Source organism: Microbacterium pullorum (assembly GCF_014836535.1).
Lineage (GTDB): Bacteria > Actinomycetota > Actinomycetes > Actinomycetales > Microbacteriaceae > Microbacterium > Microbacterium pullorum.
Genome location: NZ_JACSQP010000001.1, coordinates 188550 through 213056 on the forward strand (window position 1 = coordinate 188550; position 24507 = coordinate 213056).

Here is a 24507-nt window from a genome sequence, read left to right on the forward strand (position 1 = left end):
CTCAGAGCGCCTTGACCCGGCCGCGCTCGTCGAGGGTCTGCGCATCGGGGCTGCCGGCGAGGATCACTTCGAGCTTGCGGGTGCCGTCCTCGAGCCAGCCGTGGCGCTCGTAGAAGGCCGCGGCGCGGTCGTTGCCGGCGAGCACCCACAGCTGACCGCGCGCGAAGCCGCCCTCACGCAGCGCCTGTTCCGCCCGGGTGAGCAGGGCGCGTCCGACGCCCGCATCCCAGTGCTCCGGCAGCACGTAGATCGCGTACAGCTGCCCGTCGTCGGAGTCGCCGTCGCCGTCGCCGTCGCCGTCATCGGCATCGAGAGGCGTACCCACCGCCGCCCAGCCCACCGGCTCGTCGTCGACGAAGGCGAGCAGGTCGACGTGGCGGGGGTCGGCATGCGCGACGTCCCAGCGCCGCCGGCGGTTGTCGGCGTCGCGGTGGATGTCGAGGCGGTGAAGCGCGCGCTGCGGGATGAGGCCGGCGTAGGCCGCGCGCCACGTCGTGATCCGGATGGCGGCGATGGCGGGGGCGTCGTCGGCCGTCGCCTCGCGGATGCGGACAGTCATAGGCCCGAACGTAGCGGACGGCCGCGCAGCAGCCATGGCGAAAGCGCGCAATGCGATGGGGAGATCTCCCCATCGCGCGAGCGGCCCCACGATGGTGCACTGGATACCAGGAGGATCGATGACTGCCGCCACTGCGCACGCCTGGGATTCCGTCGCGGCCTGGACGGCGCTGCATCGTACCGAGACGACCCCGCACGAACTGGCGGCCATCGCCGCGGTGCATCCCGACTACGCGGCGCAGATCGCGGCGCATCCGCAGGCTTACCCCGCCCTCGTCGACTGGGCCGAACAGGTCGGCGCGGCGCGCCGCGCCACGCCCGACGATCCGCAGCCGGCGGACGTCATCGACCTCGTCGGCGGCACGCGCCGGGCATCCGGTGCCCATCCACTCGCTTTCTCGGCCGATGCCGCCGCGTGGCGCGCCGCCGTGGCCGGCGTCGTGTCGCCGGCGCAGCCCGGTGCCGGAGCGGGGCAGTCCGGTGCCGGAGCGGCGCAGTCCGGTGGCGGACCGGCGCAGTCCGACGCCGGACCGGGGGAGCCCTGGTGGGTCGGGGTCGACTCCGCCATGCCCGCCGCGTCCGCCCCGACATCGTCGCCGACCGGCTCTGTCGGCGCTCCGCGCCCCGGGCACCGCGCGACGTTCGAGCCCATCGGAGCCCAGCGCGCCGAGGCGATCGCCGTCGGCACAGCCGCGGCCGCGCCGGCCGCGCCGGCCGCGCCATCCGCCGCCCCGCAGGTGCCGGAGCGCCCCGCGCTGCCGCAGCAGAGCGCGGCCGCCGCCGCACGAGCCGCCGGTGCCGCGTACGCCGCGGCATCCGCTGCGGCCGGCGCGACCGCGGTGCAGCCCGCGGGCCCGCCATCGACTCGCCGCGACGGCGAGTCGACCGCCGTCGACACCAGGGCGCTGCTCGCTTTCGTGTTCGCGTTCGTGCTGGCGCCGATGGGGGTCGTGTTCGGGCATCTCGCGCTGCGCGGCATCGCCGCCACCGGCGCCCCCGGCCGTGGCTACGCGGTGGCGGGCCTCATCGTGGGGTACGCGATGATCGCGACCGCCCTCGTCGCGGCGGCGGTCACCGCGCTCACGCTGCTCGGCTGAGCGAGCGGTCAGCGCAGTCGGCCGCTGTCGAGCCGGGCGACGCGGTCGACCAGGCCCGCGGGCACCGACACATGCGAGATCAGCACGACGGCCTGCTCGGGGGAGACCGCCTGCAGCAGATCGGTCAGCAGCGCATCGGATGCCGCGGGGTCGACGCCCGCCGTCGGCTCGTCGAGCACGAGCACGGGGAAGCCGCGCAGGAGGGCCCGAGCCAGCGCGATGCGCTGGGCCTGCCCGCCCGACACCAGTGCGCCGCGCTCACCGACACGCGCGTCGAGGCCACCGCGCTCGGCAAGCCACGGGCCGAGGCCCACGCGCTCGAGCACGGCGACGAGTTCGTCGTCTGTCGCGGTGTCGCGGGCGAACAGCAGGTTCTGGCGGATGTCCTCGTCGAACAGCATCGGCTGCTGCTCGCACAGCCCGACGGTGAGGCGCAGGTCGTCGGGGGCGATGTCCCGCACCGATCGGCCGCCGACCTCGTACGTGCCGCCACACTCGAGGAAGCGCACCAGCACGTGCGCGAGCGTCGACTTGCCGGCACCGCTCGACCCGACCACGAGCAGTCGCTCGCCGGCGCGCACGTCGAGGTCGACGTCGACGAGGGAGGGACGCTCGGCGCCGGGCCAGGTGGCCGAGACGCCGCGCAGCCGCAGACCGTCGCCGAGCGCGGGCGCCTCGCCGGTCGCGGCGGGCGCGTCCCGCACGAGACCGTCGGGGATGCCGCTCGGCACGGAGTCGGCGATGCGCTCGGCGGAGGCGTGCACCTGACGCCACGCCGCGGCGGCCAGCGGCACGGCGCCGAATACCTCGAACACCGCCATCGGCACGAGCACGGCCACCGCCAGCGCGGGACCGCCGAGGGTCGCGGCATCCGGAGCGCTCACGAGCACCGCGAGAATCGAGGCGGCACCGGCCAGCAGCGAAACGATCGCGGTGGTCGCGGCCTGCGCGCCGGCGCGTCGCACGACCGCGCGGCGCACGGCGGCATCGGCGCGCGCGATGCGGGCGCGGCTCTCGGCCTCGGCGCCGTAGGCCTGCAGCACGTCGAGGCTGCCGAGGTGGTCGGTGACCGCGTCGGCCAGCTGTGCCCGCAGCGGCGCGATGGCGCGCTCCGCCCGGCCGCCCGCGACCCAGCCCCATGCCGTCGCGACGAGCGCGGCGACGGCGAGGCAGCCGAGAAGGGTAAGGGCCGCGGGCCACGAGACGAAGCCGACGAACACGACGGCGGCGATCGCGACGACCGCCGAGCCGACGAGCGGCTCCACGACCCGCAGCGGCAGGTTCTGCAGCTCATCGACGTCGTCGACGAGTGCGCCCAGCACCGAGCCGCGCCGCGTGCGGGCCAGGCCGTCGGGGGCGAGGGGGATGAGACGGCGCACGAGCGAGGTGCGGGTGGTGGCGAGTTGGCGCAGCGCCGCATCGTGGGCCGTCAACCGCTCGAGGTAGCGGAACGCCGCGCGCGAGAGCGCGAACGCGCGCACCCCGACGACGGCGGCGGTGAGGTACATGACGGCCGGCTGCTCGCTGGCGCGCACGATGAGCCACGCGCTGACGGCCAGCAGGGCGACGGCAGATGCCTCGGTGGCGAAGCCCGACGCCACGGCGCGCCAGAAGCGGCGCCACGGCGGCATCGCGCCGCGCAGCACATCGGCGGTGGTGGTGACGGTGGGGTAGGGGGCGGTCATGCCGGCACCTCCGCCGGTTCGAGGCGCACGACGCGGTCGGCGTAGGCGCGCGCGGTGGTGCGGTGCGAGATCAGCAGCACCGTCGCACCGTTGTCGGTGAGGCGGCGCAGGCTGCGCCACAGCAGATCCTCGGTGGTGGCATCCAGCGCCGCGCTCGGCTCGTCGAGGGCGATGACCGATGCCGCGCCGCGCAGGTACCGGTAGATCGCGCGGGCGACGGCCACGCGCTGCGCCTGCCCGCCCGACAGTCCCGCACCCTGCACGCCGAGGTCGTGTGCGGCATCGAGCTCGCCGGCGCCGGCGAGATTCAGCGCGCGCGACACCGTCGAGAGATCGGCCTGCACATCGCCGAGGGCGACGTTCTGCGCGACGGTGCCGGCGATGAGGCCCGGGTGCTGGCCCGCCCACGCCAGCCAGCGGTCGGGGGTCAGATCGGCCACCGGAACGCCCCCGAGGGTCGCTTCGCCGTCGAAGGTCGCGGCGCCGCGGAGCGCGGCGAGCACGCTCGACTTGCCGGCGCCGCTGGCGCCCTCCAGCAGCACGAGTTCACCGGCATCCACCGTGAAATCCACCGGTGCCAGCGTGCGGTCGCCGTAGCGCACGCGCAGCCCGCGCACCACGAGCGGCGGGCGGGGGAACGTCGAGCGAGCGGGCACGTCGGGCGTGGCCGCGTGATAGCGGGCCGGACGCGACCGGCGGGCCTCGCGGGCCTCGTCGAGCACGGCGAAGACGTCGTCGGTCGCCGATACGCCCTCGGCGGCGGCATGGAACTGCACGCCCACCTGACGGAGCGGCAGATACGCCTCGGGGGCCAGCAGCAGCACGAACAGGCCCACCAGCAGCGTCAGCTCTCCGTCGAGCAGACGGAAGCCGATCGAGACCGCGATGATCGCCACCGACAGGCTCGCGAGCAGCTCGAGCGCGAAGCCCGAGAGGAACGAGACCCGCAGCACCCGCATGGTCTGCTCACGGTAGCTCTCGGTCACGCGCGTGATCGACGCGACGGCGCGGTGCTGACGACCGAAGATGGTGAGGGTCGACAACCCCCGCACCGTGTCGGCGAACCGCGCGGCCAGTTGGCGCAGCGTCTGCCACTGCCGGTTCTGCACGGCGCGGGTGCTCATGCCGATGAGGATCATGAAGAAGGGAATGAGGGGGATCGTGATCACGACCGTGAGGCCCGAGATCCAATCCATCCACCACATCACCAGCACGATCACCGGCGTCGCGATCACCGTCTGCACGAGCTGGGGGAGGTAGCGCCCGAAGTAGGCGTCGAGGGCGTCGAGCCCGCGACCCGCGGTGACGGCGAGCTGGGCGGAGTTGTGCGACGCAAGCCAGCCGGGACCGAGCACGTCGACGGCATCGACCAGATGGGTGCGCAGCTGCGCCTGCACCCGGGCCGATGCGCGCGCGGTGACGAACTCGCGCAGCCACACCAGGCACGCCCGCGCGGCGACGACACCGGCGAGCGGGGCGAGGATGCCGGCGAGTTCGGGCCACGGCACCCCGTCGATCGCGGCGACGATCGCGCGCGTCAGCAGCCACGCGAACGCGACGATCACGAGGGTCTGAGCGAGCCCGATCGCCCCGAGGGTGACGAAGAACGCCCGCGATGCGCGTGCATATCTCAGCAGTCGAGGGTCGAGGGGTCGGCCGCCCACACGCGGTGGTGCGTCCGCGTCCTGCGAAGCCATGGATCGATCCTCCCATGCGTGCCGACGGCCGATCACTCACCGGCACAACAGACCGCCCCGGTCCGGCGCGCGAATCGCGCGTCCCGCGGCCGGGGCGGCCAGGTCTCAGTGCACTGTTTCGGCAGCCTTCTCGATGTGCGCGCGGGTGACGCGCTTGCGGAACACCCAGTACGTCCAGCCCTGGTACAGCAGCACGAGCGGCAGGAAGATGACCGCCGCCCACGTCATGATCGTGAGGGTGTAATCGGTGCTCGACGCGTTCTCGATCGTGAGGCTGAAGGCCGGGTCGGTGGTGGAGGGCATCACGTTCGGGAACAGCGCGAGCCACAGTGTCAGCACCGCGAACATGACGGTGCCGGCGCCGAACCCGAATGCCCAGCCCTCGCGGTCACGACGGTTGGCGACGATCGAGGCGATCAGCAGCACGGCGGCGACGACGGCGCACGCGATCACGAGCATGAGCAGCGGAGCCCCGCCGCCGGCGGCGTTGGCCACCGTCCACACCAGGAACACCGCCGCGACGACGACCGTGAGGATGCCCGACTTGGCGGCCAGCGCCCGGGCGTCGGTGCGCACCTGGCCGTCGGTCTTCAGCGCGACGAAATACACGCCGTGGGTGAAGAACAGCAGCAGCGTCGTGAGTCCGCCGAGCAGCCCGTAGGGGTTCAGCAGGGTCAGGAGCGATCCGACGAACTCGTGGTCGGCATCCAGCGGCACGCCCTGCACGATGTTGGCCACCGCGACGCCCCAGAGGAACGCCGGCAGTGCCGAGCCGATGACGATCATGCGGTCGAAGTTGCGCTTCCAGCGCAGACTGTCGCGCTGGTGGCGGTACTCGAACGAGACACCGCGGGCGATGAGGGCCAGCAGGATCAGCAGCAGGGCGAGGTAGAACCCGCTGAACAGCGTGGCGTACCACTCCGGGAAGGATGCGAACAGGCACGCCCCGGCGACGATGACCCACGTCTCGTTGAGGTCCCAGACCGGACCGATCGTGTTGATCACCTGGCGGCGGGAGACCTCGTTCTTGCCGAGGAAGGGCAGCGACATGCCGACGCCGAAGTCGAAGCCGTCGAGCACGAAGTAGCCGACGAACAGCACACCGACGATGAAGAACCAGAGATAGGCGAGATCCATGACGTGCTCCTAGTAGACCGTCGTCGGGGTGTCTTCGAGGGCCGTGGACTCGGCGCCCTCGGCATCGGGGTCCGGCAGTGGTTCGGGGCCCTTCTGCGCGGCTTTGAGGATCAACCCGAACTCCACCACCGCCAGCGCGGCATAGATGAGCGTGAAGGCGATCAGCGATATCAGCACCGTCCAGCCCGGCACGTTGGGCGAGACGCCGTCTTCGGTGAACATGAGACCGAACACGATCCAGGGCTGGCGACCCATCTCGGTGAAGACCCAGCCCACGAGGCTGCCGAGCAGCGGCAGCGGCGCCGACCAGATGGCGATCTTCCACATCCAGCCGCGCACGGGGCGGGTGGCCTTCTTGCGGGTGACCCAGAGGCCGGCGATCGAGATCAGCGTGGCGACGCCGCCGAGGGCGATCATCCAGCGGAACGACCAGTAGGTGACCCAGACGATGGGCATGTAGTCGATGCCGGCGCCGAACTGCTCGCTGTACAGCGCCTGCAGATCGTTGAGGCCCTCGACGCAGCCGTCGAGCGAATGCGTCGACAGCAGCGACAGCAGGTAGGGCACGCGCAGCGACCAGATCTCCTCGGAGCCGTCGGGGGTGCCGATGGAGAAGAGCGAGAACGAGGCATCCGCACCGCAGGCGCTGTCCCAGATCGCCTCGGCGGCCGCCATCTTCATAGGCTGCGTCGCGACCATCACGAGACCGAGCTGGTCGCCGGAGAGGAAGACGCCGACGAACGAGACGATCATGAACCACATGCCGAAGCGCAGCGACTTGCGCAGCGTCTCGAGGTGCTGACCGCGGGAGAGGTGCCACGCGCTGACGGCGATGACGACGGCGGCGGCGAACATCCAGGCGGCGAAGATCGTGTGCGGGAACGCCGCCAAGACCACCGGGTTGGTGAGCACCGCCCAGAAGTCGACGAGTTCGGCGCGGCCACCGTCGGCGGCCATCTCGAACCCGACCGGGTTCTGCATGAATGCGTTGGCGGCGAGGATGAAGTACGCCGACAGGGTGGAGCCGATCACCACCATCCAGATCGAGGCGAGGTGCAGGGCCTTGGGGAGCTTGTTCCAGCCGAAGATCCAGACGCCGATGAAGGTGGCCTCGAAGAAGAAGGCCATGAGTCCCTCGAAGGCCAGCGGAGCACCGAAGATGTCACCGACGAAGCGGGAGTAGGCCGACCAGTTCATGCCGAACTGGAACTCCTGCACGATGCCGGTGACCACGCCCATCGCGAAGTTGATGAGGAAGATCTTGCCGAACAGCTGCGTCAGGTGCAGCCAGGCGACGTTGGCGGTGCGGTGCCACGCGGTCTGGAAGATCGCGACGACGAGCGCGAGCCCCAGCGTCAGCGGCACGAACAGGTAGTGGTACAGCGTCGTCAGGCCGAACTGCCAGCGCGCGAGCAGCAGCGGGTCGAGCAGTTCCATTGCAGTCCTTCCGAATGTTTCCGTCAGCCTGAAGGTATCCAGCCGTCACGTCCGCCATATGGGGGACGAGCCGTGAATAATGTCCTCTGTGGTCAGACCACGCCAGACCAATACGAGAGTACCCTCAATCGAGTGGATTGGCATATCGCTCCATGACACCGACGAAGGTGGTCATCGGCCCACGCCCCGAGGGGCTCGCGGGTGGTGCGAACGAGCCCCTGAGTGGACCGCTGGCGGACACCTTCGGGCGGGTGCACCGGGACCTGCGCATCTCGCTCACCGACCGCTGCTCGCTGCGCTGCACCTACTGCATGCCGGAGCAGGGCAACGAATGGCTGGCGCGCTCGGGCATCCTCTCGCTCGACGAGATCGAGCGCGTCGCGCGGGTCGTGGCCGGGGCGGGGATCACCACGTTCCGCCTCACCGGCGGCGAACCGCTGCTGCGGCCCGACATCGTCGAGGTGGTGCGCCGACTCGCCACGATCACCGGGGCTGCGGGCGCGCCGGTCGAACTGGCGATGACCACCAACGGCATCCGTTTGCCCGAGCTGCTGCCGTCGCTCGTGGCCGCGGGGCTTAATCGGCTGAACGTGTCGATCGACACCCTCGATCGCGGCCGGTTCGCCGCGCTCACCCGCCGCGATCGGCTCGACGACGTGCTGGCCGGCATCCGCGCGGCGCAGCAGAGCGGGCTGCGCCCCCTCAAGCTCAACGCCGTGGCCATGCGCGGCGTCAACGATGACGAGATGGTCGACCTCGTGGAGTTCGCCGTCGCCCACGATGCGCAGCTGCGCTTCATCGAGCAGATGCCGCTCGACGCCGGTCACACGTGGGATCGCACCCAGATGGTCACTCGCGAGGAGATCCTCACCGCTCTGCGCGCGCGCTGGGCACTCACGCCGGTGCCGGGGCGCGGGGGAGCGCCGGCCGAGCGATGGGTGCTCGATGACGGACCCCACACCGTCGGGGTGATCGCGTCGGTGACGGCACCGTTCTGCGGCGACTGCGACCGGCTGCGGCTGACGGCCGACGGTCAGCTGCGCAACTGCCTGTTCTCGACCACCGAGTACGACCTCATGCCGCTGCTGCGCCCCACGGGCCCTGCGGCGCCGGCATCGGATGCCGCCATCGAGCAGCTGCTGCGTGCATGCGTGCGCGGCAAGCTGCCCGGACACGCGATCGACGACCCGTCGTTCCTGCAGCCTGAGCGCGGCATGAACGCCATCGGAGGCTGACGCCCCTCCGGGTGAGCGGGCGGATCAGCCCCGGGCGGATCAGCCCCGGGCGGACAGCTGCACGATGCAATCGCGCGGGTCGCACGACGAGCGCATGCCATCGACGGTGAGCGGGCCGCCGGCCTGCGCGATGACGCCCTGCATGAGACCCAGGTGCACCGAGCACAGCATCTGCCGGTGAGCGGACTGCACTTCGGCGTGCGCGCACGGGGTGAGGTCGATCGTGAGGTCCGCCTCGTCGACGATGGGGTCGAAGCCGGCATCCACGAGGTTCTCCACGAGGGCATCCACCTGGTGCAGAGCCTCGGTCGTCAACTCCGGCGGCAGTTCGCTGGGGAGCACGCGGCGCATGAGGTCGCCGCGCTGGGCGGCCTCTTTCACCTTGCGCCGCTGCACGGGGCTCGACGCCTCGGCCCCGTCGGCGACGCTGTAGAGCACGCGGGGCCGGCCACGCGTGGTGCGGTGCTCGATCTCGGACACGACGTAGCCGTCATCGATGAGGCGCTGCAGGTGCTCGCGCACCGTGTTCGCGTGCAGCTTCGTGGCGCTCACGAGTTCGGCGACGGTGCGCGGGGACCGCTCCTGGATGTGATGGAGGATCTCCACTCGGGAGTAGCTGGAAATCGCACTGTAGCCCGCGGTCTTGGTCGTCACGCTCCCATTATTCACGGGATTGCACCGCCGCCTGCACGCGACCATCTGCCGGGGGAGCGGCAGATGCCTGCGACCGGTGCTCCCCGGGGCGGCGGCTGGTGATCGCGGCGCGCATCGGCCAGAGTGGGCGGATGATCGGCATCGTCTTCAATCCCGTCAAAGTCGAGCGTGCGCAGCTCGAGGACGCCCTGGCCACCCGCACCGAACCGGTCGAGGTGCGCTGGTACGAGACGACGCTCGAAGACGCCGGCGAGGGCGTCGCCCGCCGCGCGCTCGAGGACGGCTGCGGCGTCGTGATCGCCGCGGGCGGCGATGGCACGGTGCGTGACGTCGCGGCAGCGCTCGTGGGCACCGAGGTGCCGCTGGGGATCGTGCCCGCCGGCACCGGCAACCTGCTGGCCCGCAATCTCGGCATCCGCCTCGGCGATGCCGCGGCGGCGCTGGCCCGAGCCATCGACGGCGACGACACCCCGCTGGATGTCGGCCGCATCGAACTGGTCGACCGCCGCGAGGAGTTCATCTTCCTCGTGATGGTGGGCTTCGGCATCGACGCGCAGATGCTTGCCGAGACCGACGACGAGGCGAAGGACAAGGCCGGCTGGCTGGCGTATGTCGGAGCGCTCGGGCGGGCGATGGCTGCGACCGACCTCGTGGATGCGACCGTCGTGTTCGACGCCGACGTGCCGGTGACCGAGCCCGCCCACACCGTGCTGATCGGCAACTGCGGGATGGTGCAGGGCGGGTTGCGCATCCTCCCCGACGCCGAACCCGACGACGGGCTGCTCGACATCGTGCTGGTCGGCGGCGAGGGGCCTGAGGGACTGCAGTGGCTGGACGCGCTGAAGTCGGTCGTGTGGGACAACGGCATCCGCCGCGCGGTCGCGCGCGACGACACCGCCGTCGACACCGCGACGACCCGGCACCGGCAGGCGACGTCGGTGCGGGTGACGCTGCCGCGGGCGCAGGCGTTCGAGATCGACGGCGAAGAGGTCGGCGAGACCGCCGACATCCTTGCGACCGTGCAGCCCGGCGCGCTGCGCGTGCGGCGCTGACGCGCGGCATCCGACGCGTTCCGCGTGCCGTCGCGCTTCTGGCATCCGGCGCGTTGCCGGCATCCGTCGCGTTACCGGCATCCGTCGCGTTACCGGCATCCGTCGCCTGCCCGGTGCAGGAGATCTCACCGGAACAGGACGATTCCGGACGAGGCGTCCTGTATCGGTGAGATCTCCTGTTCTGGAGGCTGCCGCTGCCGCCCCTACGCTGGAGCGCATGGCCGAACCCGAATCCGCCGCCGCTTTCTGGCGCCGGCGCCGCACCGAGCTGCCCGAGCTGCCCGAGGAGCTGCCCGAGGTGTGGGGGTTCGGGGCGATCCCGGCGCACGCCGACGAGCTGCTGCAGCTCGTGCTCGCCGGGGTGAAGACCGGCACCGCGTCGTCGCTGTGGGACTACGAGGCCACCGGTGACGCGCTGCCCGAAGTCGGCGACTACAGCGTCATCCTCGACGGCGCAGGCGCACCGCGCGCCATCATCCAGACCACCGCGCTGGAGGTCGTCCCGTTCGATCAGGTGGATGCCGAGCACGCGCGGGCCGAGGGTGAGGACGACCGCACCCTGGCGCAGTGGCGCGAGGTGCACGAGCGGTACTGGCGCACCTACTCCGAGAACCCGCGCGGCTACGAGCCCGACATGCCGGTGCTGTGCGAGCGGTTCCGCCTGGTGTACCCCGTCGGCTGATACTCGCCGACCCTGTCGGAATTCAGGCTGTGCGCACCGCAGCCGGTCCTCGCCGGGCGCTCACGACCCCTGAGCCTGAATTCCGACAGCCGCGGGGACCGGCCGGTGGTCGCTGCGGTGAGCGGTGCGCGACGCCGGTGCGCGGGGAGGCATCCGCTCGCGAGCGGTCCGAGGCTGCGAGACATCGGTTCCCGGGTGAGACACCACGCGGCGCGGTGTGTCCCACCCGGGAAGTGGCGTTTCAGGGCGCGTCGTCGGTGGTCGTGGCGGCGGCGGTGGTCGGCTTCCAGCCCAGCGACGGGGCGACGTGCGTCGCGAACGACTCGATGACGCGCAGGTTGAACTCCACACCCAGCTGGCTGGGGATGGTCAGCATGAGCGTGTCGGCGCTCGCGATGGCGGCATCCTGCTGCAGCTGCTCGACGAGCACGTCGGGGGATGCCGCGTAGGTCTTGCCGAACGTCGAGCGGATGCCGTCGATGTAGCCGACGCCCTCGCCCTCGGACGAGTGGCCGAAGTACAGCTCGTCCTCGGCGGTGGTGATGGGGAAGATCGAACGGCTCACCGACACCCGGGGGTCGCCCGGGTGGCCGGCCTCGCGCCACGCCTGGCGGAACGCATCGATCTGCTCGGCCTGCAGCACGTCGAACGGCACACCGCGGTCTTCGGTGAGCAGGGTCGACGACATGAGGTTCACGCCCATCGTGCCCGCCCATGCGGCGCTGTCGCGGTTGCCGGCGCCCCACCACACGCGCGAGCGCAGGCCGGGGGAGTGCGGCTCGATCCGCTGCCTGCCGGTGCCGCCGCCGAAGGGGCTCGCGGGGTCGCGCTCGGCGAGCCCCTCACCGTCGATCGCGCGCAGGAACAGGTCGAAGTGCTCACGGGCGATGTCGGCGCCGCGCGGGTCGGTTGACCCGGTGTAGCCGAACGCCTCGTAGCCGCGCACGACGGTCTCGGGTGAACCGCGGCTGACGCCGAGGGCGAGTCGGCCGTCGCTGATGAGGTCGACCGCCGCGGCCTCTTCGGCCAGGTGCAGCGGGTTCTCGTACCGCATGTCGATGACGCCGGTGCCGACCTCGATGCGCTTCGTGGTGGCGGCGATGGCGGCCAGCAGCGGCAGGGGCGACGCCTGCTGGCGGGCGAAATGATGCACGCGGAAGTAGGCGCCGTTGACTCCCAGGTCATCCATTCCCTGGGCGAGGTCGATCGCCTGGCGCATCGAGTCGCCCGCGGTCAGTTCCCTGCCGCGGCCGAGGGGGCCGTAGTGGCCGAAGGACAGCGTTCCGAAGCGTTGCATGACTGGTGAAACGGATGCCGCGGGGCATCTATTCCGCTGAATGCAACGACGGCCTCCCGCGCCGAGCTCGCGTGATCAGCGCCGCGATGACGCGCCAGCCCACGAGCATGAGCAGCAGCGTGACGGTCGCGACGACGATGAACGGCACCGCGGTGCCCTGGCCGCTGAGCGCGCGCAGCACCATTCCGCCGGCGACGGTGAGCACCCAGATGCCGAGGCCCGTCCGCACGGGGGCGGCCGGCGCCCGCCAGGCGCGCGTGGCAAGCCAGCCGGCCCCGACGGCGACCAGAAACGGCCACGCCGTGGTGACGAGCCCGAGACCGAAGGCGGCGGAGTCGTGGCTCGCGCGCCCGATCGCGGCGAACGCGACGACGAGCACGGCATCGAGGGCGAACGCGGCGATCACGGTGCGGGTCATGCCCCCATTGTCGGCGATCGAGGTCGAACGGATGCCGGGGCGCGCTGCCGTCGCGGTCAGGGGGCGGTGGGCTCGGCGGGCAGGGCCGCGGCGTCCGCGGCGGCCGCTGCCTCGGCGTCTTCCGCGGCGAGCTCCCGCACGATCTGCCGCCACCGCAGCAGGAACGCCGGCTCGTCCAGTCGCCGCCGCCGCATCCAGGAGGTCACCTCGCCGTTGCTCTTGCTGGCGTTGCACGACCGGCATGCGGGCACGACATTGTCGATCGTGTAGCGGCCGCCGCGGGAGATGGGCAGCACGCAGTCGCGCTGCAGTGCCGCGCCGTCGCCGCCGCAGTACGCGCACGCCGCCCACGCGTCGAGGATGCGCCGCCACTGCGCCTCGGTGAGGTCGCTGCCCGACGCCGCCACCCGCTTCACGCGGCGACGCTGCGCCCGCGCGCGACGGGTCTGACGGACGGCCATGGCGCCAGGGTATCCGGCGGCGGACGACGGATGCCGGTGGCGCGCGGCCCGCCGGCGACCCGTGGCCGGCAGTGCCACCCCGCTAGCGTGGGGCCATGACCACTCAGGCCCAGCGCGCCCAGAACCTGTCCGAGCTGCACGCGGCATCCGAGATCCTCCGCGTCGTGAACGTGTGGGATGTGGTCTCGGCGCAGGCGATCATCGCCCTCCCCGAGACGAAGGCCCTGGCCACCGCCGGCCACTCGATCGCAGCGACGTTCGGATACGCCGACGGCGAGAACATCCCGCTGGAGGTCATGCTCGACATGGTGGGCCGCATCGTCACGGTCGCCGGCGACCTGCCGGTCTCGGCCGATCTCGACGCCGGTTACGGCGACCCGGGCGAGACGACGCGCCGAGCGATCGGGGTGGGTGTCGTCGGCGCCAACGTCGAGGACCGGCTGCAGCCGCTGGCCGAGTCCGTCGCCGCCGTCGAGGCGGTCATCGCCGCCGGAGAGGCCGAGGGGGTGCCCTTCGCGCTCAACGCCCGCACCGACGCGTTCGTGCGTGCCGGTGCCCGACCGCTCGACGAGTCGATCGCCGACGCGATCGAACGCGGCCGGGCCTATCTCGACGCCGGTGCCGACATCGTCTTCGTCCCCGGCCCGCTCGACGTCGACACCACGCGGCGACTGGTCGACGGCATCGGCGAGCGCAAGGTGAGTGTCATCGGCCTGCCCGGTGCGCTGACCGCCGCGGAGTACGAGGGGCTGGGCGTCGCCCGCATCTCCTACGGCCCGATGACGCAGCGCGTGGCTCTGACGGCGCTGCAGGATGTCGCCGTCGGCCTCTACGCCGACGGCGTCATCCCCGCCGCCACCCGCGCGCTCAACTGACCGCGGGGATCGGAGCCGGTCGGAGCGACCGGGGTCGCCCCGTAGGATCGAGGACGGCGTTGCGTACGGCGCCGCAGGGAGGTCGCAGTGGGCGACGCGCAGGGCGCATGGGTGCTGGTCGACGGCGAGAACATCGACGCGACCCTCGGTGGATCGATCCTCGGTCGCCGGCCGCAGCCCGATGAGCGACCTCGCTGGGATCGCATCCTCTCGTTCGTCGAGAAGACGTGGCAGCAGCCGACCCAGGGCCTGTTCTTCCTGAACGCGACCACGAACCTGCCGATGACGTTCGTGCAGGCGCTCGTCGCGCTCGGCTACAAGCCGGTCCCGCTGTCGGGTCCCTCCGACGAGAAGATCGTCGACATCGCCATCCAGCGCACATTGCAGGCGCTGCGCGACCGCGACGAAGACGTCATGCTCGTCAGCCACGACGGCGACTTCGCCGACGACATGCGTGCACTCGCCGGCGGCCGCCGGCGCCTCGGCGTGCTGGCATTCGGGGAGTTCCGTAACACCGGCTTCATCACCATCCCGGGGCTGGAGACCTACGACCTCGAGTTCGACGCCGGCGCCTTCGATGCCCCGCTGCCGCGCGTGCGCGTCATCCCCATCGACGAGTTCGACCCCACGCAGTTCCTGCGCTGACGCGCCGACTGCGCTGACCCGCAGCGCGCGCCCGCGGATCGCACGGCGCGCGCCGGGTTGTCAACCCGTGCCCGCTCACGCGCGGTCCCCCCGAGACTGGACAGACCCGGCCGGCGAGCAGGAGCCATGCGTGACCTGTCAGCAGGCCACGGCTTCGCATGCCGGCTCGGGCTGCGGCATCTCGTCGACGGAAACGTCGACGAGAGCGGCGGATGCTTCGCGCTCCCCGCGGCCGCAGACCGCCCACGAGAGAGGAGACACCATGTCCCGCGATCAGTACAGTTTCACCGACCCGACGAAGCTCTACGCCGACATCGACCCGCAGAAGCAGGAGATGGCCGAACCGGGGTTGGATGCCGAGCTGACGCCGAAGGCCGACCTCGGTGAGGACACCTACCGCGGCAGCGGACGACTGACCGGCCGCAAGGCGCTCATCACCGGCGGCGACTCCGGCATCGGCGCGGCCACGGCCATCGCCTTCGCCCGGGAGGGCGCCGACGTGGCGCTGTCGTACCTGCCCGAAGAGGAAGAAGACGCCCAGCGCGTCGTCGGCATCCTGCGCGAGGCCGGCGCGACCGTCGTCGCGTTCCCCGGCGACCTCAAGGACCCGCAGTACTGCCGCGAACTCGTCGCACAGACCGTCGAGGGCCTCGGCGGGCTCGACATCCTCGTCAACAACGGCGGCAAGCAGATCTACAACGAGGATCTGACGACGCTGACCGACGAGCAGTTCGACGACACGTTCAAGACGAACGTCTACGCGATGTTCTGGATCACCAAGGCGGCCCTGCCTCATCTGCCGGCGGGCTCGGCGATCATCAACACGACGTCGATCCAGGCGTATTCCCCGTCCGGCATCCTCGTGGACTACGCCTCGACGAAGGCGACGATCAATGCGTTCACGAAGGGCCTGGCCGAGCAGCTGGCACCGAGGGGCATCCGCGTGAACGCCGTCGCCCCCGGCCCAATCTGGACCCCGCTGCAGCCGACCGGCGGTCAGCCGCAGTCGAAGCTCGACGAGTTCGGCACACAGACCCCGCTCGGGCGCATGGGGCAGCCGGCCGAGCTCGCACCCGCCTACGTCTTCCTTGCGTCGGCCGAGTCGAGCTACGTCGTGGGAGAGACGCTCAACGTCAACGGAGGCATGCCGACGCCCTGACATCCCCCGCATGACGAAAGCCCGTCCGACGGACCGGACGGGCTTTCGTGTTTCCTGCGCGAGAGGATCAACGCTTCGGCGTGCGATTCTCCGCGCTCACCATCCACGAGAGCTGCTCCAGCCGCTCGAGGACGGCGTGCAGGATGTCGGCGCTCGTGGGGTCTTCCTCATCGACGTCGTCGTGCACCTCGCGGCACGTGGTGCAGACGTCGTCGAGACGCTCGGTGATGAGGTCGATGACCTCGGTGGTGTCGATCTCGCCCTGCGGGAACTCGGGCAGCGTCGTGGTCTGGGCGACGATGTCACTGCGACCGTCGGGGAGGGCGTGCAGGGCCCGCATGCGCTCGGCGATGGTGTCGGAGAACTCGCGCGCGGCGTCGATTACCTCGTCCAGCTGCAGGTGGGTGTCGCGGAAGTTGCGGCCTACGACGTTCCAGTGGGCCTGCTTGCCCTGCAGCGACAGCTCGATGAGGTCGACGAGCACCTTCTGCAGGTTCTCGCCGAGCTGAGCCGACGCAGTGAACCCCTTCTCGGCGTTCTCCTCCTTCGTCAGCTTCGCACCGGTGCCGCCCGGGGCGGTGCGACGCTTGTTCTTGGGTTCGGTCGTCGAGGTGCTCTTGTTCTTCGTGGACGATGCCATGTCTGCTCCTGTTCGATCGGGATGGTCCGACGCTAGGTCGGTCGGGCGCACGGGGGCAGGTGCTTGCACTCCCACGCGCGCAGTGGTACCCGCCCGGGCCCACTGCGCGAACCGACGGCGCCTGCCGCCGCAGGGTCGCACGCCCGCGCTACGCTCGCGCCATGACGCACGACGCCGTGCCCGCCGCCGACACCTCGCTGCGGCGCACCTACCGCTACCTGCGACTGGGGGTCGCCGGCACCGCCGTGGTGATCGTGGTCGCCGTGACGCTGGTCATGACGCAGCTGGGCATGCTGGAGTCGATCAGCGCGGCGTACTACACCCCCGCCCGCGACGCCTTGGTGGGTGCGCTGATCGCGGCATCGCTGGGTCTGCTGTCCCTGTCGGGTCGGGGCGCGCAACGGGGCCTGCTGGATGCCGCGGCGCTGCTGGCGCCGCTCGTCGCGGTCGTCCCGACGCCGGTCATCACGATCGCGGGTGTGGAGATGTGCGGTGGCGAGGCGTGCGTGCCGGTTTCGGTCCACGCGGCCGTCGACACGTCGGTGGCGACCTATCTCGTCGTGGGCGCGCTCGCCGTGGCGGTCGCGGTGGGGCTCGGCCTGCGGCCCGATGCCGGGCGTGCGGCGCTCGGGCGCATCTGGCCGTCGATCGTGCTGGCCGTCGGCGTGCTCGCGGCGGTGTGGGGCTGGTGGGGACTGGGCCGGGAGTCGTTCTTCGGGTTCGCGCATTTCGTGGCGACGGTGGGGTTCTTCGCGATCCTCGCGATCGTCTCACTGCTCGACGCGCTGCGCACCGACTGGTCGCCGGAGCCGGCGCCCTCGCGCGCCGTACGCAGGGCGTATGCCGTGATCGCGGGGCTGCTGACGCTGGACCTCATCGCGCTGACAGCGTTCGTCGCCGTCGGCGGGCCCGCCGCGACGACCTTCCCCGTGGTGTTCGGGTGCGAACTCGTCGCGCTCGCGTTGTTCTGCCTGTACTGGGTGCTGCAGACCGTGAACACGTGGAACCAGGCAGATCCCACCCTCGTCGGCGGCCTCGGGCAGCCCGGCCGGCTCAGCCGTCGCTGAGGCGGCCGTGCAGCGCGGCGGTCGCGTCGTTCATGCCGACGAGCTCCACCGTGGCGCCTCGCTGGGCGTACTTGGTGACGATCGCATCCAGCGCGGCGACCGTGGAGGCATCCCACACGTGCGAGCGGGTCATGTCGATCACGATGCGGCTGGGGTCGGCGGCGTAGTCGAACTGCGTGGTGAGGTCGTTGCTCGAGGCGAAGAACAGCTCGCCGTCGACGGTGTAGCACGCGACGGCGCCGTCGTCGGTGAGGGTGCGGCTGACGGTGGTGAAGTGCGCGACGCGGCGGGCGAAGGCGACCATCGCGGCGAGTACGCCCACAGCGACCCCGACCGCGAGGTTGTGGGTCCATACGGTGGCGGCGACCGTGACGAGCATGACGAGGGTCTCGCTGCGCGGCATCCGTTTCAGGGTCGAGGGTCGGATGCTGTGCCAGTCGAAGGTCGCGACCGAGACGAGCACCATGACCGCCACGAGCGCGGCCATCGGGATGATCGCGACGACGTCGCCGAGCGCCACGACGAGGACGAGCAGGAACACTCCCGCCAGGAACGTCGAGATGCGGGTGCGGGCGCCCGAGGCCTTCACGTTGATCATCGTCTGGCCGATCATGGCGCAGCCGCCCATGCCGCCGAACAGGCCCGACGCGACGTTGGCGACGCCCTGGCCCCACGCCTCACGGGTCTTGCGGGAGGGGGTGCCGGTGATGTCGTCGACGAGCTTGGCGGTCATGAGCGACTCCAGCAGCCCCACCACCGCCATCGCCAGGGCGTACGGCGCGATGATCTGCAGCGTCTCCCACTCCAGCGGCACGTGCGGGATGAACAGCTGGGGAAGGCTCTGCGGCAGCGCGCCCTGATCGCCGACCGTCGGCACGGCGATGCCGAACACCACCACGACGACGGTGAGCACGACGATCGCGACCAGCGGCGCCGGCACGGCCTTGGTCAGGCGCGGCCAGAGATACAGGATGCCGAGCCCCGCCAGCACGAGCGGGTACACCGCCCACGGCACGTCGATGAGCTGCGGCATCTGCGAGAGGAACACCAGGATCGCCAGCGCGTTGACGAAGCCGACCATGACGCTGCGCGGGATGAAGCGCATGAGCCTCGCCACCCCGAGCACGGCGAAGATGATCTGCAGCACCCCCGCCAGCAGCACCGTCGCGATGAGGTAGTCGAAGCCGTGCTCGCGGGCGACGGGGGCGACGACGAGGGCGACCGCCCCGGTGGCGGCGCTGATCATCGCGGGGCGGCCGCCGGTGAAGGCGATGACGACCGCCATGACGAACGACGAGAAGAGCCCCACGCGCGGGTCGACGCCCACGATGAGTGAGAAGGCGATCGACTCGGGGATGAGTGCGATGGCCACGACGACACCCGCGAGGGCCTCACGGGTCAGCAGCCGGGGGCTGCGCAGGGCCTGCAGGACGGTGGGCTCGATGCGGTGGCGGGCGGCGACGGACACACGAACTCCTGATCGGGGGATGCCGCGACGGCGACTCGTCGATTCTACGTTCGCCGCCGCCCCTAGGCTCGACGGGTGATCTCACGCACCTTCGACGACGGCGCGCTACTGCGCGCCGCCCGCCCGGGCGACGAACCCGGCATCCTCGCCCGCATCGTGGACCTCGCCGTCTACGAACGGGAGCCCGATGCGGTGGCGAACACGGCGCCGGCGTTGACCGAATCGCTCTTCGGTGCCGAGCCGCGCGTGTTCGCACACGTCGTGGAACGCGAGGGGGAGATCCTCGGCATCGCGATCTGGTTCCTCACCTACTCGACGTGGACCGGTCGCCACGGCATCTGGCTCGAGGACCTCTACGTGCACGAGCAGCACCGGGGGAGCGGCTACGGCAAGGCGCTCATCGCCTCGCTCGCGCAGCTGTGCCTCGAGCGCGAGTACTCGCGGCTGGAGTGGACGGTGCTGGATTGGAACGCGCCGTCGATCGCGTTCTACCGTGCGATCGGGGCGGAGCCGCTCGAGGAGTGGACGACGCAGCGGCTCACCGGCGACGCGCTGGTGCGCCTCGGGGACTCCGCGCGGGGATAACAGACGTGTCTGCGGCGGGCAACCCCTTCGGGCTCGACGCCCGGGCGTTACACGATGGGTGTCCATCATCTCGTTCGGAGAAAGGAACGCCCCATGGCCCGCATCACCGAGAGCATCGATGTCAACGTCCCCGTGACGGTCGCCTACAACCAGTGGACGCAGTTCGAATCGTTCCCGCAGTTCCTCGAGTTCGTCGACTCGATCACGCAGGGCGACGACCAGACCACGCTGTGGAAGGTGAGCGTTGCCGGTGTCGAGCACGAGTTCACCGCCAAGATCACCGAGCAGCACCCGGATGAGCGCGTCGCGTGGAACAGCATCACGGGAGATGTGAATCACGCCGGCGTCGTGACGTTCCACCGCCTGGACGACAACACCACGCGTGTGACGGTGCAGCTGGACTGGGAGCCCGAAGGGTTCCGCGAGAAGGTCGGCGCGGCCATCGGCTGGGACGACCACGCCGTGAAGAAGGACCTGCGCAAGTTCAAGGAGTTCATCGAGTCGCGCGGCACCGAGACCGGCGCCTGGCGCGGCGACATCAGCTGACCCGCAGTCTTCGAGACCCCGCCGCGCCCCTCCGGGACGGCGGGGTCTTCGCGTCGGGGCGTGCGCGCGGCATCCGCTCTCGGCGCCTCCGTAAGCTGGAACCCGTGCCCTCCGTCCTCAACGTCTCGGCGTACCTGTTCACGCGGATCGACGACCGCGACCGGCTGCGGCCGTTGCTGCTCGGTCGCGCGGATGCCGCGGGGCTGAAGGGCACGATCATCCTCGCCGAGGAGGGGATCAACCTGTTCCTCGCCGGCGCGGCCGACACCGTGCGCGGGTTCATCGACGTGCTGCGTGCCGACGCGCGGTTCGCCGCGCTCACGGTGAAGGAGAGCTGGTCCGACGAGCAGCCGTTCGGCAAGATGCTGGTCAAGCTCAAGCGCGAGATCATCCGCATGGACCGCCCGACCATCCGGCCCGAGGCCGGACGCGCCCCCGCCGTCGCCCCCGCGATGCTGCGGCGCTGGCTCGACCAGGGGCACGACGACGACGGCCGGCCGGTCGTGCTGCTGGACACCCGCAACGCGTTCGAAGTCGACTACGGCACGTTCGCCGATGCCGTCGACTGGCGCATCGAGCGGTTCACGCAGTTCCCGGATGCCGCGGCGTCGCATCGCGACGATCTCGCGGGCAAGACGGTCGTGAGCTTCTGCACCGGCGGGATCCGGTGCGAGAAGGCGGCCATCCACCTGCGCGAACAGGGCGTGGCGGCGTTCCAGCTCGACGGCGGCATCCTCGGCTACTTCGAGCAGGTCGGCGGCGCCCACTGGGAGGGCGAGTGCTTCGTGTTCGACGAGCGCGAGGCGCTGTCCCCGGATCTCGCCCCGCGCCCCTGACCGCGCGCGCCTGAGCCGCGCGCCCCTCCGCCCCCGGGCGGCCTGCCGGCCTGCGGCATCCGTCGCCCGCGTCGCGCATACCCATCCCGCGAGAAACCAGAACTCGGTTGACACATCACGCGGTGCGGTGTGTCTCAACCGAGAAGTGGTTTCTCGCGGGGGTGGGCGCGGGCGCGGCGGAGGGTGGGCGCGGGACGCGGACTGGGGCTGACAGGCCCCTCATAGGCGATGCGCGGTATCCTGGAAGACGTGCGTCTGCAGCAAGCGGCGCACGAAACGGTGCATCTACCTGCTGGAAAGGCAAGGCGGCACATTCCCCCGCCCCGCTGAACGAGGTGTTCCACCATGTCCGCACGTGCCGCCGACGACCGATCGTTGATCGCCCACACCGGCCGGTGGTACTTCCCGATCGCGTTCGTCGCGCGCCTGCCGTTCGCGATGATGGTCGTCGGGGTGCTGACCTTCGTCGTCTCGGTGACCGGCTCCGTCGCGCTCGGCGGCCTCACCTCGGCCGCTGTGGGCGTCGGCACCGTCATCGCCGGTCCGCTGATCGGCGATGCCGTCGACCGTCACGGGCAGCGGCGCGTGTTGGTGCCGCTGGGGCTCGCGAACAGCGCACTGCTGGCCACCTTCCCCTTCGTCGTCACCGCCGGGGCCCCCGACTGGCTCATGCTGCTGGCAGCTTTCGGCATCGGCGTCTCCGCTCCGCAGGCCGCAGCGATGTCGCGCAGCCGCCTCATGGCGATCATCGGCCAGCGGCTGTCGCCGCAACGCCGCGAGCGTACCTTCTCGCGCACGATGGCCTACGAATCGGCGGCCGACGAAACCGCGTTCGTCATCGGGCCGGTCGTGGTCGGCCTCCTCGCCGCCCTCATCGCCCCGTGGGCGCCCATCGCGGGCGCCGCGGCGCTGAGTTTCGTGTTCGTGACGGCGTTCGCGCTGCACCCGACCTCACGGGTCGGTGCGGCCGCGGGTGACGAGCCGGCAGAGATCGCCCCCGCCCGTGAGCTGCTGCGCGCGCCCGTGCTGGTGCTCGTGGCCGCGACGTTCTCGGTGGGCATGTTCTTCGGCGCGACGCTGACCTCGCTCACGGCGTTCATGGCGTCGCAGGGCGATGTGGATTCCGCTTCGCTTCTGTACGGGCTGATGGGCATCGGGTCGGCGGTGCTGGCACTGTCGGTCGCGCTCCTGCCCGCGCGCTTCGCGCTGCGCTGGCGCTGGATGCTGTTCGCCGGTGTGCTCGCCGTCGCCACCCTCGGCTTCACGCTCAGCGGCACGGTATCGGGGGTCACCGTCATGTTGTGCCTCATGGGCCTCGGTGTCGGGCCGACGCTCGTGACGCTGTTCAGTCTCGCCGGCACCCGCAGCCCGCTGGGCCGTTCGGCGACGGTCATGACGGTGCTCGGGTCGGCGATGGCGCTGGCACAGTCCGTCGCCGCGGCCGTCACGGGTGCCGTGGCCGAGAACGTCGGCGTCGGGGTTGCGATGGTGCTGCCGTTGGTGGCGGCGGCGCTCGTGCTCGTCTTCGGCGTCATGAACCTCTTCGTCGAGCGGCGCGGGCGGGCGGCGACGGCCGGTGCGGCATCCGTCCCCGCCGCGCGCCTGCTGCCCGTCGGCGATCGGGCCTAGTCCCGCGTCACGACGCCGGCGGCGCGGGGTAGGGGCGCTCCTTCAGGAGTGTGGCCAGGTGGGCGGCGTGGCGCGCGAGTGTCCGGGTCGTGGTCGCGACCTTCTCGGGCGTCTCGTCGAGGTCGTTGTAGTCGGTCGAGTGCATGGCCTCGCCGTTCCAGTACACCCCGCCCTGCGACGGGACGGTGAAGCCGACGTCGTTGAGGCCCTGGAAGGCATCGGCGATGATCGCGTGCGCACCATCCTCGTTGCCGACCACGGCCACGACCGCGACCTTTCCGGCCAGGAGCGGGCGGCCGTCGTCGTCGGTCTCGGAGATGTCGGCATCGAGGCGTTCGAGCACGCGCTGCGCGACAGAGGACATGTGTCCCATCCACGTGGGCGTCGCGAAGACGAGGATGTCGGCTGCCAGCACGCGCCCGCGGATGGTCGGCCATTCGTCGCCGTCGCCCATGTCGGCCTCGACGCCGGGCTTGACGTCGTGATCGACGACGCGGATGCTCTCACCCTGCACGTCATGGGAGGCGAGGGCGTCGAGCACCTGCTGGGCGAGCAGCTGGCTGCTGGATTCGGCGGGAGAGGGCTTGAGGGTGCAGTTGAGTACGAGTGCGCGGAGCATGGGGGTCCTTTCCGTTTCACCCCACGCTAAGAAACCATCCGCGCCGGTGCGCAGGGGTTGACAGCCTCAGCCGTCCCTGCGAGTGCTCACTCGCGCCAGGTGATGTCGGCGGCGGCGATGCGACGGGCGGCCTCTTCGGCGGGCACATGCTCGCCGACGTCGGCGCCGCGGCCGAGCGAGACGGGGGAATGGACCACCGTGTCGGCGTACACGTGCACGAGGTTGTATCCCTGCGCGGCGTCCTGGCCACGGGTGGAGCCCACGACGCCGGCGAGATCCTGGCCGTACGCGCTCGAGGATGCCACGGCCACCGGGATCCCCGCGAACGTCCCGAAGGAGGGGTGGTGCACGTGACCGGAGAGGATCGCGCGCACGTCCGAACCGCGCAGCACCTCCGCGAGTGCGGCCTGTCCCCGCAGCTCCACGGTGACCGCGAGGTCGAGAACGGTCGGCAGCGGCGGGTGATGCACGACGAGGAGGCTTCCCTCGGGGGCCGGCCGCGACAGCTCGTCGCGCAGCCACGCCGCCTGTTCCGGGCCGATCTCGCCCCAGTGTGCGCCGGGCACGGTCGAATCGAGCACCAGCACGCGCAGTCCGCCGAACCACCGGGCGAAGCAGACGGGCGATCTCGGGTCGGCGGCGTCGTCCAGCGGCAGCTCCGCGCGCATCGCGGCGCGGTCGTCGTGGTTGCCCGGCGCCCACACGACCTCGGCTCCGAGCCGCTCGGCGATCGGCTCCACGAGCGCGCGCAGGCGCCGGTACGCCGACCGATCGCCGCGATCGACCAGATCGCCCGCCAGCAGCAGCGCGTCGGGGCGCAGTCCGCTCGATTCGATCCGTTCCAGCAGCAGCGCCAGGTGTCCGTCGGCGTCGGCCGCGCCGTACAAGAGGGAGCGCTCGCCGGGCAGATGCGTGTCGGCCAGATGCACGAAGGTCTTCGCGGGCCGCGGGTGTTCGCTGAGGATCATCGGGTCGTTCCTTGAAGGGAGTCTCGGGTCGGGTGAGGGTGCGTCGCGGGAGCAGCCGGC

26 protein-coding genes are annotated in these 24507 nt (G+C 71.2%); 12 read left to right on the plus strand and 14 right to left on the minus strand.

The annotated features are described in order from the left end of the window. Window position 1: 1 nt before the first annotated feature. Window positions 2-559 carry a GNAT family N-acetyltransferase gene (locus H9651_RS00945; RefSeq protein WP_191717229.1) on the minus strand — a complete coding sequence of 186 codons (558 nt, stop codon included), beginning with the start codon at window positions 557-559 and terminating at the stop codon, window positions 2-4. 118 nt (window positions 560-677) lie between these two features. Here H9651_RS00945 and H9651_RS00950 point away from each other — a divergent pair, with 118 nt between their 5' ends. Beyond that, window positions 678-1655, plus strand: coding sequence for a DUF4190 domain-containing protein (locus H9651_RS00950; protein ID WP_191717230.1), 978 nt, complete (start codon window positions 678-680; stop codon window positions 1653-1655). Window positions 1656-1663: 8 nt separating this feature from the next. Here H9651_RS00950 and cydC read toward each other — a convergent pair whose 3' ends face one another. From cydC to H9651_RS00970, 4 genes are all read right to left on the minus strand, one after another. Then, window positions 1664-3340: a thiol reductant ABC exporter subunit CydC gene (gene cydC / locus H9651_RS00955; protein WP_191717231.1), complete on the minus strand. Its 1677-nt coding sequence runs from the start codon at window positions 3338-3340 to the stop codon at window positions 1664-1666. Further along, complete coding sequence (gene cydD, locus H9651_RS00960) at window positions 3337-5037, minus strand: thiol reductant ABC exporter subunit CydD (protein WP_191717232.1); 1701 nt, start codon at window positions 5035-5037, stop codon at window positions 3337-3339. The genes cydC and cydD overlap by 4 nt, the downstream gene beginning before the upstream one ends. A 105-nt stretch (window positions 5038-5142) precedes the next feature. Continuing rightward, complete coding sequence (gene cydB / locus H9651_RS00965) at window positions 5143-6174, minus strand: cytochrome d ubiquinol oxidase subunit II (protein ID WP_191717233.1); 1032 nt, start codon at window positions 6172-6174, stop codon at window positions 5143-5145. Between the two features lie 9 nt (window positions 6175-6183). After that, window positions 6184-7611 (minus strand): cytochrome ubiquinol oxidase subunit I, encoded by a 1428-nt coding sequence (locus tag H9651_RS00970; protein ID WP_191717234.1) that lies wholly within the window; start codon window positions 7609-7611, stop codon window positions 6184-6186. 152 nt (window positions 7612-7763) lie between these two features. On the opposite strand from H9651_RS00970, the gene moaA reads away from it, so the two are divergent. Continuing rightward, on the plus strand, window positions 7764-8846 hold the full coding sequence (moaA, locus tag H9651_RS00975) for a GTP 3',8-cyclase MoaA (protein WP_191717235.1): 1083 nt from the start codon (window positions 7764-7766) through the stop codon (window positions 8844-8846). 39 nt (window positions 8847-8885) lie between these two features. Here the strand turns inward: moaA and H9651_RS00980 are convergent, their stop codons facing one another. Further along, entirely contained in the window at window positions 8886-9500 is a 615-nt protein-coding gene (locus tag H9651_RS00980; RefSeq protein ID WP_318244706.1) for a helix-turn-helix transcriptional regulator, read from the minus strand. A gap of 131 nt (window positions 9501-9631) precedes the next feature. On the opposite strand from H9651_RS00980, the gene H9651_RS00985 reads away from it, so the two are divergent. Then, window positions 9632-10552 (plus strand): diacylglycerol/lipid kinase family protein, encoded by a 921-nt coding sequence (locus tag H9651_RS00985; protein WP_191717237.1) that lies wholly within the window; start codon window positions 9632-9634, stop codon window positions 10550-10552. Between the two features lie 217 nt (window positions 10553-10769). Beyond that, window positions 10770-11234 carry an ASCH domain-containing protein gene (locus H9651_RS00990; protein WP_191717238.1) on the plus strand — a complete coding sequence of 155 codons (465 nt, stop codon included), beginning with the start codon at window positions 10770-10772 and terminating at the stop codon, window positions 11232-11234. A 241-nt stretch (window positions 11235-11475) separates the two neighbouring features. Here the strand turns inward: H9651_RS00990 and H9651_RS00995 are convergent, their stop codons facing one another. The 3 genes from H9651_RS00995 to H9651_RS01005 are packed head-to-tail and all read right to left on the minus strand — an operon-like array spanning window position 11476 to window position 13410. Continuing rightward, window positions 11476-12531 (minus strand): LLM class flavin-dependent oxidoreductase, encoded by a 1056-nt coding sequence (locus H9651_RS00995; RefSeq protein ID WP_191717239.1) that lies wholly within the window; start codon window positions 12529-12531, stop codon window positions 11476-11478. 28 nt (window positions 12532-12559) lie between these two features. Then, entirely contained in the window at window positions 12560-12949 is a 390-nt protein-coding gene (locus tag H9651_RS01000) for a DUF3054 domain-containing protein (RefSeq protein ID WP_191717240.1), read from the minus strand. 56 nt (window positions 12950-13005) lie between these two features. Next, the gene (locus H9651_RS01005) at window positions 13006-13410 is read right to left on the minus strand and encodes an HNH endonuclease (protein WP_191717241.1); all 405 of its coding nucleotides are present in this window, start codon (window positions 13408-13410) and stop codon (window positions 13006-13008) included. A gap of 95 nt (window positions 13411-13505) precedes the next feature. On the opposite strand from H9651_RS01005, the gene H9651_RS01010 reads away from it, so the two are divergent. Both H9651_RS01010 and H9651_RS01015 read left to right on the plus strand, forming a co-directional pair. Then, on the plus strand, window positions 13506-14285 hold the full coding sequence (locus H9651_RS01010) for an isocitrate lyase/PEP mutase family protein (protein WP_191717242.1): 780 nt from the start codon (window positions 13506-13508) through the stop codon (window positions 14283-14285). A gap of 87 nt (window positions 14286-14372) precedes the next feature. Beyond that, entirely contained in the window at window positions 14373-14930 is a 558-nt protein-coding gene (locus H9651_RS01015) for an NYN domain-containing protein (protein WP_191717243.1), read from the plus strand. Window positions 14931-15068: 138 nt separating this feature from the next. Here H9651_RS01015 and H9651_RS14845 read toward each other — a convergent pair whose 3' ends face one another. After that, a complete protein-coding gene (locus H9651_RS14845) occupies window positions 15069-15194 on the minus strand; it encodes a hypothetical protein (RefSeq protein WP_263598628.1) in 126 nt (41 codons plus the stop codon). Between H9651_RS14845 and H9651_RS01020 the strand changes: the two genes are divergently transcribed. Continuing rightward, window positions 15193-16089, plus strand: coding sequence for an SDR family oxidoreductase (locus tag H9651_RS01020; RefSeq protein WP_191717244.1), 897 nt, complete (start codon window positions 15193-15195; stop codon window positions 16087-16089). The two genes, H9651_RS14845 and H9651_RS01020, sit on opposite strands and share 2 nt — an antisense overlap. 67 nt (window positions 16090-16156) lie before the next feature. Here the strand turns inward: H9651_RS01020 and H9651_RS01025 are convergent, their stop codons facing one another. Next, window positions 16157-16729 carry a Dps family protein gene (locus tag H9651_RS01025; protein WP_191717245.1) on the minus strand — a complete coding sequence of 191 codons (573 nt, stop codon included), beginning with the start codon at window positions 16727-16729 and terminating at the stop codon, window positions 16157-16159. 161 nt (window positions 16730-16890) lie between these two features. On the opposite strand from H9651_RS01025, the gene H9651_RS01030 reads away from it, so the two are divergent. Beyond that, window positions 16891-17796: a hypothetical protein gene (locus H9651_RS01030; RefSeq protein ID WP_191717246.1), complete on the plus strand. Its 906-nt coding sequence runs from the start codon at window positions 16891-16893 to the stop codon at window positions 17794-17796. Here H9651_RS01030 and H9651_RS01035 read toward each other — a convergent pair. Beyond that, window positions 17783-19264, minus strand: a complete 1482-nt coding sequence (locus tag H9651_RS01035; protein WP_318244707.1) for a SulP family inorganic anion transporter — start codon at window positions 19262-19264, stop codon at window positions 17783-17785. The genes H9651_RS01030 and H9651_RS01035 overlap by 14 nt on opposite strands. Window positions 19265-19342: 78 nt before the next feature. Between H9651_RS01035 and H9651_RS01040 the strand changes: the two genes are divergently transcribed. From H9651_RS01040 to H9651_RS01055, 4 genes are all read left to right on the plus strand, one after another. Beyond that, a complete protein-coding gene (locus tag H9651_RS01040; protein WP_404802981.1) occupies window positions 19343-19849 on the plus strand; it encodes a GNAT family N-acetyltransferase in 507 nt (168 codons plus the stop codon). A gap of 93 nt (window positions 19850-19942) precedes the next feature. Continuing rightward, a complete protein-coding gene (locus H9651_RS01045) occupies window positions 19943-20395 on the plus strand; it encodes an SRPBCC family protein (protein WP_191717248.1) in 453 nt (150 codons plus the stop codon). Window positions 20396-20499: 104 nt separating this feature from the next. After that, window positions 20500-21231: a sulfurtransferase gene (locus tag H9651_RS01050; RefSeq protein ID WP_191717249.1), complete on the plus strand. Its 732-nt coding sequence runs from the start codon at window positions 20500-20502 to the stop codon at window positions 21229-21231. A 345-nt stretch (window positions 21232-21576) separates the two neighbouring features. Continuing rightward, window positions 21577-22860, plus strand: a complete 1284-nt coding sequence (locus tag H9651_RS01055; RefSeq protein ID WP_191717250.1) for an MFS transporter — start codon at window positions 21577-21579, stop codon at window positions 22858-22860. Window positions 22861-22867: 7 nt separating this feature from the next. Here the strand turns inward: H9651_RS01055 and H9651_RS01060 are convergent, their stop codons facing one another. After that, complete coding sequence (locus H9651_RS01060) at window positions 22868-23479, minus strand: flavodoxin family protein (RefSeq protein ID WP_191717251.1); 612 nt, start codon at window positions 23477-23479, stop codon at window positions 22868-22870. A gap of 86 nt (window positions 23480-23565) precedes the next feature. After that, window positions 23566-24447 carry a metallophosphoesterase gene (locus H9651_RS01065; protein ID WP_191717252.1) on the minus strand — a complete coding sequence of 294 codons (882 nt, stop codon included), beginning with the start codon at window positions 24445-24447 and terminating at the stop codon, window positions 23566-23568. Window positions 24448-24507: the final 60 nt, after the last annotated feature.